Here is a 16346-nt window from a genome sequence, read left to right on the forward strand (position 1 = left end):
AAGAGCAAAAATCATTAATAACTTAAGTGGAAAAAGCATGAAAAAAATTACTATTGTTTTGGTAGGACAACCAAATGTTGGCAAGAGTTCGTTAATTAACGCAATTAGCGGAGCAAAAATGCGTGTAGGGAACTTTAGTGGTGTAACCATTGAAAAAGCAGAAAAAACATTTCATCATAAAGATTATATGATAAATATAGTTGATTTACCCGGAACCTTTGCATTGAATGGCTATACAATGGAAGAAAAAGTTTGTAAGCAATTTCTTCTTCATGAATATTATGATGTGATTCTAAATGTCCTTGATGCTACGAATTTAGAACGCAATCTTATTCTTACTTTGCAACTTAAAGAATTGCAGAAACAAACCAACAAAAAAATCTTTGTTGCACTCAATATGATTGATGAGGCGAAAAACGATGGTTTAGAAATTGATATAGAGTTATTATCCAAACAATTAGGTCTTGAAGTGTGTGCGGTATCATCTGTAAAAGAACATAATCTTGATATGCTACTTGATGGCATAATTGCACTTTATGAACAAACTTCTTTATGCAATAGAGATTCTATGAACAATACTATAAAAGTTAAAGAATCTCCTAGTTTGAATGATAGGATAGAGAATATTTCACAAATAAATCATAATTTAGAATTGAATAATCAAACAAATAAACCTTTACTGAAAAACTTTTCTCAACTACCAAACACAGACCGCAAAACAAATTTTAATACCATAACAATCACGAGTCAGAATGCATTACTAGCAAGGAATATTGCTACTTCTGTACAGAAAAATTCAGCACATCGTGGAAAATATACAAAAGCATTAGACTCTATCTTGTTGCATAGATTTTGGAGCGTTCCGATTTTCTTGTTTGCCATGTTTATTGTATTTGAGGTAAGTTTTGAATTAGGGAAATTTTTACAAGATTTATTTATGGACGAAGTTGTTGGACCATTGGCTACTTGGAGTAAAACAATAATTCACAATGAATTGCTTGGCTCTTTAATTGGAGATGGTGTAATCAATGGTGTTGGGACAGTTGTTGGATTTTTACCGCTTATTGCTACACTTTTTTTAGGACTTACACTTCTTGAGGGTAGTGGTTATATGGCACGCATTGCATTTATGCTTGATGGTTTATTGTTCCATTTTGGTTTGCATGGGAGGAGTTTCGTCCCGTTAGTTCTTGGTTTTGGGTGTAGTGTGCCAGCTTATATGGCTACACGCACTTTACAAAATCAAAGGGATAAATTACTGACACTTTTTATTATTGGTTTTATGAGTTGTAGTGCACGTATGCCAATTTATTTACTTTTTGTAAGTGCATTTTTTGCTACAAAATATGCAGGTATCATTATGTTTGCAATTTATGTTGGTGGTGTATTAATTGCTTTATGTCTTGCTTGGGTGCTTAAAAAACTTGTATTCAAGGGAAATGCGGAACCTTTTGTCATGGATATGCCAAGATACCGCATACCAACTTTACGAGTCATATGGTTTAGCGTTTGGGGTAAGAGCTATATGTTTTTACGAAAAGCAGGAAGTGTGATTCTGATTGGTGCAGTGTTTGTGTGGGCATTGGCGAGTTTTCCACAAAGCAATTCAATCGCTCAAGAATATAGCAATAAAATGGCTTTTATTGAAAGTTTAGGCAAAAAAGATATTCAATCTTCTGATATAGATATACATGAAAAACAAGATTTCAATCAGAGTGTTCCAGACATTAATGAAAAAGATTCTGGTAATAATTCACTTGATTTTTTGCAAACTTTTGATAAGAACAAGCTTTTACGCGATTTAGGGTTAGAATCTTTTATGCTAGATGATACTACAAAAATGCAACAAAAAGATTCCCAAATAGATATTTTTCACGATAAAATCCTAAGTGAAGAAGAAACTAAAAAAGCTCTCATAATACTCCAAAATGAAATGAAAGAAAAACAATTAGAATATAGTTTTGCTGGCAGATTAGGACATATAATGGAGCCATTGTTTGCTCCATTAGGTTTTGATTGGAGGTTGTCTGTATCACTTATTACTGGCTTTGCTGCGAAAGAAATGGTTGTTACAACTTTAGGTGTACTGTATGCTTTGGGCGATGAAGTTGTTGATTCAGAAGATGACAACTTTGCATTACAAGAGACATTGAGAAAGCATATTGCATTGCCTGGTGCAGTTGCTTTTATCTTATTCATTATGCTTTATATCCCATGTTTTGCTGCTACGGCAACTTTTGCATACGAAAGTGGAAAAAAAATATATACATTTTATTTGTTGATTTTTACAACAGGTGTTGCATATTTTTTTGCGTATGTCGGACATGAGATTACAAGATTTATTCTTAATATTTAAGAATCATGATTTAAATTCAAAATTAACATTCACCAAAAACTGAAATATATCTTTTAATAGATTGGTAGTTTGGATTTACATTGTTTGGCGATACTTTCATTGCCCCTAGTGAAACAAAAAATAAAATTGCTTCAATTATTCCATGTTAAATTATGAATAAAAATATTGTAAAAAATTGTTCAATTCATATTGACATCTTTTTTTTTTGATAACATTCTGCTACAAATCATTTAATAATAAGGAACAATATGAGTATGAATCATAGCTTTGGAATTAAGGTATTTGCAGGTAAGTTTTTAGAGGATATACATGAAGACAATAGCGTAAATGGTCAATGGGATTGGAAACCTGCGAATAATGCTACTGATGTTTTTGCTAGTGGTGCTCCCACAGCTACACAGCAAAGCACATATAAAGATCAGAGGGATAATCAGAAAGATAGTGATAGACCAAATGAGGGTTTGAAAGTTGTATAATTTGATGTAGGCTTGTAGCATGATTCTTGTTGTGAGTGATGTCTTTGACGCACATGCTGATTTAGTATGTTCTCAATTAAATAAGGCATTTTTTAGATTGAATCTTGATATTGCTTCACTACAAAATACAAGTTTAAGTTTTGATGGTGAAAAATGGGAAATTATTTTCCAAGATTCTAAGATTAAATCAACTGAAATATCTTGTATTTGGTTTAGACGAGCTTTTGTTGAACTCAATTCTCAAGAATATGAATTACAAAATGATATACATTTTAGGCTTTTTAAAAACGAATGGAACGCTATTTTAAATGGGCTTTGGGCATATTTAAAAAAGATTCCAGCACTTAATCCTCTCAAAGAAGCTTATGCTGGTGAAAACAAATTTTATCAAATTATGGTGGCTAAAGAAGTTGGCTTTCAATTACCCAAAATGTTAGTCAGCAATAAAAAGCAACAATGTATCAACTTCCTCAAACAACAAAAAAGTATCTTTAAAGTATTCAATCAAGATTTCTATCTTAAAAATGAAAAATTAAAAGGTATCTACACAAATATAATAAGTCAGAGTGATTTTGATGACTTTGATGCAAGACAAAATCCCATTCTTTTGCAAGAATATGTAAGTAAATCTTATGAAGTTCGCTATACCTTTGTAGAGAACAAACACTTTGTTTGCAAAATTGATTCGCAACAATCAAAGATAGCAAATATAGATTGGCGTAAATATGATTTAGCTCATACACCGCATGAAGCTATAAAACCACCAGAAGAAATTGCTATGAAAGTAAATCTATTTTCTCAACAAATGGGGCTTAAATATGGTGCAATAGATTTTATTGTCATGCCAAATAATACATGGATATTTTTAGAAATTAATTGTTTTGGGCAATGGATGTGGATTGAGACATTAAGTGGATTAAACATATCTCATGCGATAGCAAGTTGGTTAGATAGTTATAATTAAGTTTTCTACTTTAGAGAAGTAAAAGTATAGGCATACTAGATACACCATAATGTTGGGAATAATTTGGGATAATTGTTGAGCAAAACATATTCAAAGTATATTTATGTAGTGATGATTATAGTAGATGATACCCTCAATCTCTATTTGCATGATTCCAACATAGTTCTTATATTATTAATAAATCAGAGAAATATCGATGAAAAATATTATTGTAGTCTTGATTTTAGCAAAAAATAAGACTACAAATATGAGAAAATTAAATAATTCATATTATAATTTTAGGACATTTTAATTTTTAGGAGATAATATGTTTGAATTACGAAAATTACCTTATGAAAAAGATTCTATGAAAGATTTTTTAACAATAGAAACTTTTGAATATCATTATGGAAAACATCATAATACTTATGTTGCAAATTTAAATAATTTAATTAAAGGTGGTGAGTTTGAAAATGCAGAGCTTTATGATATTATAAAAAAATCAAGTGGTGGATTGTTTAATAATGCGGCACAAGTCTATAACCACGATTTTTATTGGGATTGTATTACACCAAGTTCTAGTGCATTGAGTCAAGAATTGCAAGATGCGATTACTGCAGAGTTTGGATCTCTTGAAGGATTTAAAGAAAAGTTTCTCCAAGCAGCCACAACGCTTTTTGGTGCAGGTTGGTGTTGGCTTGTTTATAATCCTGCAAACCATAAGTTAGAAATCGTGCAAACAAGTAATGCGGCTACACCGGTTACAGAAGATAAGATTCCATTATTAGTAGTTGATGTGTGGGAACATGCTTATTATATTGATCACAGAAACGCTCGTCCTGTATATTTGGAAAAGTTTTTTGCCCATATTCATTGGGCGTTTGTTTCTAAAGCTTATGAATGGGCAAAAAAAGAAGGAACAAAATCAATTAGATTTTATATGAATGAAATTCATAAAAAATAATTAATATAACTTTTGACAAATATATAAAGTTTCATTAAATCGAATAACTTAATAAAATGTTTTTATAATACTCAAAATTTTTGCTTTGATTGTTTCATAATCTTTTAAGGTTTAAATGATAATAAAAGAATGTTATTGAAACAATCAAGCACAAATCAATAACTGACAATAACTATAAAGTTAGTAATTATATGATATTTTTGTATAACTTTATTTAAAATTTCTTTCATAATACTTTCATTCAAAACTTACAAAACTTTATTATTTTCTTAGCAAAATTAGATTGAAATTCATTCATAAATGTTAGTATTTTAAAACAGATAAATTATATGATTTTATAAATAAATTAAAATCAATTTCTAAGGATTTATTATGCAAAATTACATTACAATAACAGGGGCAAAAGAAAATAACCTTAAAAATATTAATTTGAAAATACCTAAAAATAAACTTATTGTTTTTACAGGACTTAGTGGTAGTGGAAAAAGCACACTCGCATTTGATACGCTTTATGCTGATGGGCAAAGACGTTATATCGAATCTCTTTCAAGTTATGTGCGACAATTTCTTGATAAGGTTGGAAAGCCAAATGTTGATAAAATAGAAGGGCTTACCCCAGCTATTGCAATTGACCAAAAAACGACCTCTAAAAACCCACGTTCAACGGTTGGAACAATCACTGAAATCTATGACTATTTACGCCTTTTGTATGCTCGTGTAGGAGAACAACATTGTAATGTTTGTGGTGAAAAAATTAGCTCAATGAGTGCAACAGATATTATTAATGAGGTATTAAAATTACCTATGGATTCTAAGCTTATCATCTATGCGCCACTTGTTAAAGAGAAAAGGGGGAGTTTCCATGATAAGTTAGAATCTTTGCGTGCAAAGGGTTATATTCGTGCAAAAATCAATGGTGTTATTACGCGACTTGATGAAGAAATTACTCTTACAAAAACAAAAAAACATACAATCAGTTTAGTTATTGATCGTGTTGTATTAAATGATTCAAACAAAACGCGAATCGCACAAGCCATAGAATCTGGACTAAAAGAATCTTATGGCGAAATTGAGGTAGAAATTTTGCATGATGAAAGTGAAAACGAGTTAATTCATTATAGCGAACACTTGGCATGTTTCCATTGCAAGGTAAGTTTTGAAGAATTAGAACCTCTTGCTTTTTCATTTAATTCTCCAAAAGGTGCATGTAAGGAATGTGGTGGACTTGGTATGAAATATAGTCTTGATACAAATTGCGTTGTTGATAAAAATGAGCCAATGAATAAAGGGGGGCTGAAATTTATTTTTGGATTTAATAAAAGTTATTATTATGCACTTTTTGAGGGATTTTGCAAAGCATATAATATTAATCCTGCAGATTCTTTTAATGATTTAAATCTGGAAACACAAAATGCACTGCTTTATGGTAGCACCAAACAAATTGAGGTGCAATGGAGAAATTCTCAAATTAAGCAAATATGGCGTGGTGTATTGCAAATCGCACTTGATATTTTAAAAGATGATGCAACAGATTATATGGTAGAAAAGACTTGTCCTTCATGCAAGGGCAATCGACTAACCCCTCAATCTCTTAGTGTGCAGGTTGCCAATAAAAATATTGCTGAAATCATCAATATGCCAATACAAAATTGCTATGAGTTTTTTAATGATTTTGAAAATTTTGATTATCTTAGCAATCAACAAAAACAGATTTCCACTTCGATTCTTAAGGAAATTAAAGAAAGACTCTTTTTTCTCTATGATGTGGGATTGGGTTATCTCACACTTCATAGAGATGCTCGTAGTATTAGCGGTGGAGAAAGCCAAAGAATCCGTATTGCTAGTCAAATAGGTAGTGGTTTAACAGGAGTAATGTATGTGCTTGATGAACCAAGTATTGGACTGCATGAAAGGGATACGCTCAAGCTTATTAAAACCTTAAAATCACTACAAGAAAAAGGAAATACAGTGTTGGTTGTCGAACATGACAAGGAAACTATTTTAAATGCAGATTTTATTGTAGATATTGGTCCTGGAGCTGGAATTTATGGTGGAGAAGTCGTTTTTAGCGGAAGTGTGAAAGATTTGCTAAAGACAAAGACACTTTCAGCACAATATCTTAATGGACAAAAAGAAATTTCTTACCATTATAATCGCACTCAAGACAAATGGCTTGAAATGAGCAAAGTAACATTACATAATCTCAATAATGTAAGTGTGAAGATTCCATTATCAAACTTTGTGTGTATTACAGGAGTAAGTGGAAGTGGCAAAAGCTCCCTAATCTTGCAAACATTGTTGCCTGTGGCACAGGAATTACTTAATCATAGAAAAAAAACGAAGGCAAATAATGGTGTAGAAATTAAAGGATTAGAGAATCTTGATAAAGTAATTTATCTTGATCAGAGTCCTATTGGGCGCACACCGCGTAGTAATCCTAGCACATATACAGGGTTGATGGATGACATTCGTAATCTCTATGTCGAAACAAAAGAATCAAAAATTAGAGGATATAGTGCAGGTCGTTTTAGTTTTAATGTGAAAGGTGGGAGATGTGAAAAATGTCAGGGTGAGGGTGAAATCAAAATTGAAATGCATTTTCTTCCCGATGTAATGGTGCAATGTGATTCTTGCAAGGGTGCACGTTATAATGCACAAACGCTTGAGATTCTCTATCGTGGAAAAAATATTGCAGATGTTTTGAACATGAGTGTTGATGAAGCAATTGAATTTTTTGCAAAGATTCCAAAAATTCACAATCGTTTAAAAACTTTACAGGCAGTGGGGCTTGGTTATATTAAGCTTGGGCAAAGCTCACTTACCCTTAGTGGTGGTGAAGCTCAAAGAATAAAATTAAGCAAAGAGCTAAGTCGTAAAGATACAGGGAAGACACTTTATATTCTTGATGAACCTACAACAGGGTTGCATTTCGCTGATGTTGATAAGCTTACCGGCGTTATTCACCATCTTGTTAGTCTCGGAAATTCTGCGGTAGTAATAGAACATAACCTTGATGTTATTAAAAATGCAGATTATATCATTGATATGGGACCTGAAGGGGGAAGTGGAGGTGGATTAGTGGTAGATTGTGGTAGAGTGCAAGATTTGATTAAAAATCGTAAAAAAAGTCGGAGTTATACAGCAGAATTCCTCTATAAAGAGTGCAAGAAATAATCGATTGTTATTGTTAATAATCATGCAATACATTATTTACTGATTGTTGAGTGTAGAAAAAAATTATAAATTTTATAAAAAATCTATAATAGATTTATTTCTTGGACTGGTTTCATAATAAGTTCAATAGAATTGATTTCAGCACAAATCGAGCAACGATAACTATAAAATGGACTTGTTCCATTGCATATTTTACATCGATAAGTAAATTCAAGATTTCCTTTTGTATATGAATACAAATGCAATAATTGCAAGACTTCTAATGGGAAGCACTCAATTTGAGAATACTCTTTTCCTAAAAAACCTTTTGCACGATAAATATTAAGAAGTTGTGGATGTTGAACAATAGAATCAAATGGTATTTCATGTTTTTGAAAATGCCATAAAATATCTGTATATGGGTATATCTCTTCTATTTCAAGAATTTTTTGCCAAAATAAACCGGTATTGTAAAGTTTAAAATGTCGCAGAATAAGATTTCTTAGATTTTTATCTTTTTCATAAATTTCCAGTAATTTTTCTTGTTGAGTGAGTAAATCTATCCGATGATCACTTATGACTTGCATTGTTTTTAGATAGTTTCTTGTTTGTATAATTTTATTATATTCATGGGCTATATAAGATTGATTATTATAAATTTCATTAATACAGTTGAGTGCTTCAAGTGCCTCTTTATATTGTTTTAGATTTTCACATGTTCTCATATAATGTTCTAAAATTGCCATATTGTAGGGATAATGTTGTAAAATTTCCGCAAAGATTGATTTACTACGTTCCAAAAAACCAGCCTTATAATAGCTTTCTCCAAGAGATTCCAAGATTTCAATTTTTTCATTTACATTATTGCTATATTCGTTCAATATTTTATAAATTGCAATAGCTTGTTCATGGTTGCCAGCTTTAGAATAAGTTTTTGCAACAAGAAGCAACATTGGTGTTGGATTCTTGGCGTAACTCATAAAGCTTTTGAGATTCTGACTTATATCGGTATTTTGAAAATTTTTACTCAGATTATTAAGAGAATCTCGCTTCTTTTTACGATTTCTTTTAGCTTTAAGAGAATCTGCAAAAGCAATAATAATTACGATGCATAAAAGCATAAGAATCCCAAATATAGGATTTCTATAAATATTGATAAAATCATGCATATTATTTCCTTAATCTGACTATTATAGAGAGATGTAGAGGATTATTCTGAAGCAATTATACTTAATTCTTGTATAACTATTAACTAAAATTTAATTGTAATATACACATATTCTTCCATGTAATCTTTGATAGCAATGGAGATTCTAAATAGAGAACATTTTGATAAGGTTAACGCACAAATACAATTTTAGAGCTACTTCTCACGCGTTCAAAATAATCGTGTAAAATTTTTTCTTGATTATTCATCATCAGTTTTTGTGCAATATAATTTTTTGCTTGATCGAAATCAACACGTTTTGTATCAATTTTTTTATTAATATAAAATGTTACAAAGTTACCATCTCCTGTTTCAAGAACTTGACTAAAGCTTTTCTCGGGAGTAATTAATAAAACATCTGCAATTTGTGGAGGTAATGATTCTAAATCAATTATTTCATTATCTTTCGCAATATTATTTGGTAATGCACTTGCTATTCCTTGTTGTTTAAATTTTTCTAGTGACTCTTTGCTGGTGCTTACAAATTTTGTGCTATCAACTTGTTTTGGAATGACAAACTCATGAGAATGTTCATTGTAATATTTTCTCAACTCATCTTCTTGCCCAACATTACTTGAGAAAAGAATTTTTCGCATAAGTTCTTGAGTAAGTATTTGTTCTTTTAATTTTGATCGATATTCTGTAAGATTCATGCCTTCTTTGATTACAGCCGTGTAAAATTGATCGAGATTCATACCATTTTGTTGAGCGATTTGATTAATCTGCGTGTCTATTTGAGAATCTGATACTTCAATCTTTAATCGTTTAATTTCATTTTTCTTTAACTTTTCCATAATTAAAAAGTCGGTTGCCCGCAATTTGTCAGTATTCAGTGTTCTTTGTGCTTGCTGGATCGCATATATAGTAATTGGTTCACCATCTACGAAAAGTGCAATACCTCCAACTATTTTGGCATTACTTGATTCGATGGGAGCTATTGAGGCAATTGGAGATTTGTTTATGCTACTCATTGCATTATCTGGAGATTCTATTGTATCTGTATATGCAATACAAGTAAATGAAAGGTAGCATATTGTAAGAATTTTGTTTCGCATTTCTATCCTTGAGTAAAAACTAATTTTAGTCATTATAAAATTATTATTTTGTTCAAACACTCTAAAAATATAAAGAAATCATATAAGAATAGTTTAAACATTGTAAAATATTCATTGAACTTATGCAATATTTTCTTCCATAAGTATTTATTATAGTGTGCGATGAGAGGTATTTTTGATAAAAAAATAAATATATAAAATAAAATTTCTATAAAATTCACTAGAATTAAACTTTTTTTAAACTCAAAAAAGGTAAAATAAAGAGCTTAACAGCATAAAAAGATGAATACTAAGGGAGGTTTTATTATGTTATTACCATGGGATGATAAGTATAGCGTAAAGAATTATTTAATTGATCAGCAGCATAAAAGGCTTTTTGAGTTAGCAAATATGGCACATAATATGGTTACGAAACAAACCAATCCTACGGAAATTAAGAAAATGTTGGCAGCCTTATTTGATTATATGCACACTCATTTTTCTGATGAAGAAGCATATATGGAAAGCATTCAGTATCCAATGCTTGACGCACATAGAGATAAGCATAAATTTATCATTTCAGAAATGACACATCTTGTTCGAAATATGGAATTTGATTTTAAAAAAAAGCTTGCCATTATTATGGAGCAATGGCTTTTAAAACATATTTTACAAGATGATATGGGCTATGCAGAATATTGTGAAGAGATGAATGAAGCTCGAAAAAAACAAGCCACAAAAACAGCAGATGCTCCCAACAAAAATGATGAGTTATTGCAACAATCTGTCATGGAAAATAAAAAAGGTAAAGTAGCAAAAGGAAAAATGCATATGTATACCTGCTTATGTGGTAGAACATATAATATTCAACCAGAAATTCATGCAAAGATTCAAGGGGGAGAAGCAGTAAAATGTCCTGACTGCACGACCTTTATTAAGTATATTACAGATATAGAAGCCTCATAATTCTATAATAACGAAGGAATAAATATGTTGCCCAAATGGAGCAATGAATACAGTGTTCATAATTTTCTAATTGATGAGCAACATAAGAAGCTCTTTGAGCTTGCTAATATCGCAGATAATATGATTGGCAGACAAACAGAAGTAGCTGAAATCAAGAAAGTTCTTATGGCATTGTTTGAGTATATGAAAACACATTTTCGCGATGAAGAAGCATATATGGCAAGTATCAAGTTTCCATATTTTGAAACACACAAAGAAAAGCATAGAGAGATTATCTCGGAAATGACTTTGCTTGTGAAAAATATGAAACATGATTTTAAACAACAACTTGCCATCATTACAGAGCAATGGCTTTTAAAACATATTTTGCAAGATGACATAAGAATTGGTGAATATCAGCAAGAAATACTAGAACAAAGAAGAAAACACGCGAAGCACAATCAAGAAGCTAGAGATAAAATGCTTGATGATTCTTTTGTAGAATCTGAATATTCCATACAAAGTAAGCCAGAAAATAATCCAAATATTAATGAGGCAAAAGCAATAAACAAGAATAGTGTATTGCATATTTATAGCTGTATGTGCGGTAAAGTATATAATATTTCACCAGAAATTCATGCAAAGATTCAAAAAGGTAGCAAGATTCATTGTAAGCATTGTAACACAAATATTACTTATATTAATGATTTAAAAATGTAATGGTGTTCTGAATTCTACTTGATATATAATACATTTTACTAAAAATGTATTTACATAATTGTAATTACGGAATAATTTTATTTTTGCTAATTTCTATCATAGAAATTATCTACCTCATATTATGACTAGACATGAGATTATCAATATACTGCTCATTAAGTGTAACCACCATCACTTTTTGTTGTTGCTTATCGGCATAAACTATATAAGCATGTAAGCCATGAACGATAATATTTGGGCTAATAAATTCACTTTTTTGATTTTTTTCAATTTGTTGAATTGTAATAAAATCCTCTCCATTCCATATGGCAAGTTGTAACATAGAATGAGTAACATTTGTATAAACTAAAATAACATACTTACCAAATGTTGCAAGACTTAAATCCCCAATATTTTCTATATTATGACTTATTTTTAATGGTTGAAATTCAAAAATACCATTGTTAATCTCACATGTCTGAAAATGCAAATTTGCAGAATGTTCCTTGTGTATTTGTGCATTATGATAAAGTGCAAGGCATGAGCGTGAATTATTCATTGTGCTTGTATATTTATTCATCTCTGAAATATGTCCTTGAGGAACTTTTGCAATGATTGGTTTATAGAGGTGAGAATTGTTGTGCGGCTTGATTACTTCTTGTAGTTTAAAATTAGAATCAAAAATGCCGAAAAAATTAATATATTCATAAAATTTTGCATAAAGGGGTAAAATAAAATTTTCATTATATATATCTCGATAAACTTCCAGAATCTTTGTTGAGAGAAAATAATTCAGATTTGCTAAAGACCCTAGTAATACTCTTCCATAAAAATCAAATTCTGGTGGTTTGTTTTCTTCTTTTATCATTTGTAATTCTTTCAATGAGGAATGTGTAATATGTGAATCTTGTAAATATTTCAATACATCATGAAGATTTGTGCGAAAGATATGGATTCTTGAAGTTGCCAAATGTGCAAGATTCCTAGCATTTAAAAATAAATAAAGTGTTTCTTTATCTTGTTGTAATATAGGAGCACTAAAAGAATATATTTTTTGTTTAATTTTTGAAAGCAACATATCTTGTGTTGCAAGTATGCGAAGATTCCCCCAAACTTCTGTATTTACAGCAATATTTTGCCATTTATTATCATAAGTCTGGATAGAATATTTATTTGGCGAAAACAAAATACCATAGAGATTAGAATCTTTTTGGGTATCCCCTTCAAAACATGAAATGAGGTAGTTGCTCTCATTAAGTTTTGTTATATCTACGGATTGTATATGCTCAAAAGGGACTTCTAGAATATCTTTTTCATATACTTCATACGATACACTATCATCAATAAATGTAGCTGGAAAATATAAATCAGAATGTAAATCATATACAAAAAGTGCAATACCCACAATCAAACATAAAAATAAATAAAAGAGGAAATCTAATATTTTCATTACTATGCAACTTCTGTACGAATATCAGCAATGCAGTAATCCAATATCTCATTTCCCATAAATACTTCAATATCACCAACTTGAGTTGAAATTTGTCTACCAAAAACAAATGGTTTTTTCTGTAAAATAACATGTTTTACAAAAGGAAGAGAAATATCATAAATTTGCAGAGCATTACAACTAACAAAGTCTTGGAGATTTTCTATTTTTTTATGTTTATCGAAAAGTGAACAAAGAGCCTGCAAAAGTATTGGTGCATTAAAGATTCCAGCAGCACCATTCATTTTTGCCTCTATTGTATGTGGTGCACTATCTGAACCAAAACTAAACTTAGAATCTCCACTTAAAGCAACTTCTAAAATCGCTTCCCTATCTTTTGGTGTCTTAACAACAGGTTTGCAAAACATGAATGGATTGAGCTTTCCGCCAATCACATCATCGAGGGTAAGCAATAAGTGGTGTAGGGTAATTGTCCCAAAAAGATTGGGATATTTATGCACCATTTCAATAGAATGCCTATCGCTTAAATGTTCAATGATAATTTTTAGTGTTGGAAAACTCTTTGCTAATTCTTCAAATATAAATAAAAATTCACGCTCCCTATCCATACTAAAACCATTGCTTTCGCCATGAATACTAAGAATCATACCAAGTCGTTGGGCTTCCTCTAAAAGTGTTAAAAAGTTTGGGGTTAATACCTCGCTCATTCCATTCTCCGCATTTGTTGTTGCACCTTTTGGATAAAGTTTGAGAATCTTAATACCAGATGTTTTTGCTTTTTGTATTTCTGCAAGAGTTAAATTATCATGCACATAAAGACTCATGATTGGCACAAAATGTTGTTGTATATTTAAAAGGTTGGCTTGAGGATTCTGATTATTTATATGTGGTAAAATGATATTATATGCTTTCTCAAAATCGCATTCCATCATAATTTTTTCTTTGTATGCCAAGACTGATTGAGTATTCAAAAGTGGTGGATTAAGATTTGGCATAGCAAGCACAGCACTAAAGCAAGAAGCACTATAAGGTAAAACAGCTTGCAATAAAGAATCCTGACGCAAATGTATGTGCATGTCTATTGGATTTGTGAGAGTAATTGTATCCATAAATTTTCCTTCATTTTTTACATTTCTAAGAATAGAGCAAGATATTGATAATATTCATGGACTTCTTGTAGTTTATAATAACTTCGTTTATACTCAACTCTTTTGATGTTGCTTACTAAATAAAAATCTAAAAAATAATCTATTATAAACAAAGAATTTAATGTAATCCAAATGAGCAATTATAACACAAAGGAATAAATTACACCTTATTTATCCCATAGAATCCTTAAGTTTTCTTGTTATGAATTTTTTAATAAATTTCTTTTCAAATAATTTCTGACAATGAGCTAAACAGATAAAATCATTCATTTAAAATCTAATATGAAACATATTCTTTAAAAAATATAAAAAATCACGAAAAGATTCATATATTTATAAGAAGTCCAAAATTTTTTATTGTTAATCGCTTGATATTTTGCTACAATTCCAAAAGCTTAAAATTCAAGGAAGGATTATTTTCAGATGGCAAAGTTAAGGCAAAATATTGCTGTTAAGTCCAAATTATCTTCCACGCTAAAGAGTTGGTTGCCAATCTTGCAAAGCCCAATTAATGAATTAGAAGAAATGTTAGGCAAGATTAGTGAAGATAATCCATATATTGAAATTCAATCAGCATTTTCTACAAGTCTGCAAAATAAACTTACCCCACTTAAATCACCTCAACGAAGTATGCATAGTGCAAAAAATTCGATAGGAGATAAAATTGAGCTTTTAACAATCTATGAAAAAGGACTTATAGAAACACTTGAAGAACAAATCAGTTCACCATTATTCCCGACACAACGGAGTCAGCAAATCGCTTATGCAATTATTGGGAATCTTAATAGTGAAGGTTTTTTTGATTGCGATATACAGGAAGTCATACAAGATTTGCAAAGAGATGGGATAGAGTGTGATGAAGCTGAAATTGAACGTGTGCGAAAGAGATTTTGTCATTTAGAGCCAAGCGGAATTGGTGCAAAAAATTTAGAAGAAAGTTTAGTTTTTCAACTTGATATAAGTAACTTAGAAGATACAGATTATGACATTGCCTTACAAATTATTAGAAATCTTGAACAACATACAAAATTTAAAAAATATAAAAATTATGAAAAAATTATGAAAGTTATTCGAGATTTTCGTCGTATTCCAAGCCTTGATTTTCAGGAAGATTCGTGTGCAGTTATCGCTGATATAATTATCATTCAGCAAAACAATAATATAGAGCTTGCACTCAATGATTCATATTATCCAAGCATGATAATTGAAAAACCGAAGTTAAAAAATGTTGAAGAAGATTCTTATTTTAAAACAAAATTGAAAGAAGCAAGAGATTTGGTTGATGCACTTGATATGAGAAAAGCAACTATACGCAAAATTGGATTAATGATTATTGAATACCAATATGATTTTTTCATGGGTGGTGAGATTAAACCAATGAAACTAAAAGATTTAGCAGATGAATTTGGACATTCTCCAAGCACAATTTCTCGCGCTATTGCTAACAAATTTTTAGAATGCAATCGTGGAATATTCCCTATTAAGAGCTTTTTTACAACAGCCATCGATGGTGATACTTCTAATGCAAGCATTAAAGAGTTTTTAAGTGACCTTGTAAACAATGAAGATAAATGTAAGCCACTTTCTGATATTAAGATTCTTGAACTAATCGAAAAAAAATTCGATCTCAAAATGGTTCGTCGCACAATTACAAAATATCGTAAACAACTTGGGATTCTAGGCTCAAGCCAACGCAAACGCATGTATGCAATGAGCATATAACCTGGTTACTAAAATATATGATACATTTTACAAATAACCATTCTAAATAAGAATATATTTTAAGGTAAAATTCATGAGTAGTTATTTAGGAGTACTAGAAAAATTGGAAAAAGAAAAGTCTTTCGGAGATACGAAATTATGTTTTTTGAGGGTAATATTTCTACAAAATTTTTCTTACTTTTATCAGGAAAAGCAAGATCTATAAGAGTCAAAATATAGGCATAGAAAAAACACTGCATATTTTATCTA

12 protein-coding genes are annotated in these 16346 nt (G+C 30.5%); 8 read left to right on the top strand and 4 right to left on the bottom strand.

Going from position 1 to position 16346, the window contains the following annotated elements; all coding sequences use genetic code 11:
* The first annotated feature begins 37 nt into the window (after positions 1 to 37).
* From feoB to uvrA, 5 genes are all read left to right on the top strand, one after another.
* Complete coding sequence (feoB, locus tag CQA53_RS00100) at positions 38 to 2356, top strand: ferrous iron transport protein B (protein WP_115541998.1); 2319 nt, start codon at positions 38 to 40, stop codon at positions 2354 to 2356.
* A gap of 248 nt (positions 2357 to 2604) precedes the next feature.
* Positions 2605 to 2832: a hypothetical protein gene (locus CQA53_RS00105; RefSeq protein WP_115541999.1), complete on the top strand. Its 228-nt coding sequence runs from the start codon at positions 2605 to 2607 to the stop codon at positions 2830 to 2832.
* A gap of 19 nt (positions 2833 to 2851) precedes the next feature.
* The gene (locus CQA53_RS00110; RefSeq protein ID WP_115542000.1) at positions 2852 to 3796 is read left to right on the top strand and encodes a hypothetical protein; all 945 of its coding nucleotides are present in this window, start codon (positions 2852 to 2854) and stop codon (positions 3794 to 3796) included.
* A gap of 307 nt (positions 3797 to 4103) precedes the next feature.
* Positions 4104 to 4739, top strand: coding sequence for a superoxide dismutase (locus tag CQA53_RS00115; protein ID WP_115542001.1), 636 nt, complete (start codon positions 4104 to 4106; stop codon positions 4737 to 4739).
* Positions 4740 to 5111: 372 nt separating this feature from the next.
* Positions 5112 to 7913, top strand: a complete 2802-nt coding sequence (uvrA, locus tag CQA53_RS00120; protein ID WP_181882295.1) for an excinuclease ABC subunit UvrA — start codon at positions 5112 to 5114, stop codon at positions 7911 to 7913.
* A gap of 83 nt (positions 7914 to 7996) precedes the next feature.
* Here the strand turns inward: uvrA and CQA53_RS00125 are convergent, their stop codons facing one another.
* Both CQA53_RS00125 and CQA53_RS00130 read right to left on the bottom strand, forming a co-directional pair.
* Positions 7997 to 9061, bottom strand: coding sequence for a tetratricopeptide repeat protein (locus CQA53_RS00125; RefSeq protein ID WP_115542003.1), 1065 nt, complete (start codon positions 9059 to 9061; stop codon positions 7997 to 7999).
* A 169-nt stretch (positions 9062 to 9230) separates the two neighbouring features.
* Complete coding sequence (locus CQA53_RS00130) at positions 9231 to 10154, bottom strand: peptidyl-prolyl cis-trans isomerase (protein WP_245945521.1); 924 nt, start codon at positions 10152 to 10154, stop codon at positions 9231 to 9233.
* A 306-nt stretch (positions 10155 to 10460) separates the two neighbouring features.
* Between CQA53_RS00130 and CQA53_RS00135 the strand changes: the two genes are divergently transcribed.
* Entirely contained in the window at positions 10461 to 11099 is a 639-nt protein-coding gene (locus tag CQA53_RS00135) for a bacteriohemerythrin (protein ID WP_115542004.1), read from the top strand.
* A 24-nt stretch (positions 11100 to 11123) separates the two neighbouring features.
* On the top strand, positions 11124 to 11798 hold the full coding sequence (locus CQA53_RS00140) for a bacteriohemerythrin (RefSeq protein WP_115542005.1): 675 nt from the start codon (positions 11124 to 11126) through the stop codon (positions 11796 to 11798).
* Between the two features lie 109 nt (positions 11799 to 11907).
* Here CQA53_RS00140 and CQA53_RS00145 read toward each other — a convergent pair whose 3' ends face one another.
* The gene (locus CQA53_RS00145; RefSeq protein ID WP_115542006.1) at positions 11908 to 13227 is read right to left on the bottom strand and encodes a hypothetical protein; all 1320 of its coding nucleotides are present in this window, start codon (positions 13225 to 13227) and stop codon (positions 11908 to 11910) included.
* A gap of 2 nt (positions 13228 to 13229) precedes the next feature.
* On the bottom strand, positions 13230 to 14336 hold the full coding sequence (pyrC, locus tag CQA53_RS00150) for a dihydroorotase (RefSeq protein WP_115542007.1): 1107 nt from the start codon (positions 14334 to 14336) through the stop codon (positions 13230 to 13232).
* Between the two features lie 462 nt (positions 14337 to 14798).
* Here pyrC and CQA53_RS00155 point away from each other — a divergent pair, with 462 nt between their 5' ends.
* Positions 14799 to 16097 (top strand): RNA polymerase factor sigma-54, encoded by a 1299-nt coding sequence (locus CQA53_RS00155; RefSeq protein WP_115542008.1) that lies wholly within the window; start codon positions 14799 to 14801, stop codon positions 16095 to 16097.
* The last annotated feature ends 249 nt before the right edge of the window (positions 16098 to 16346 follow it).

Origin of the sequence: Helicobacter didelphidarum (assembly GCF_003364195.1) — a bacterium.
Lineage (GTDB): Bacteria > Campylobacterota > Campylobacteria > Campylobacterales > Helicobacteraceae > Helicobacter_A > Helicobacter_A didelphidarum.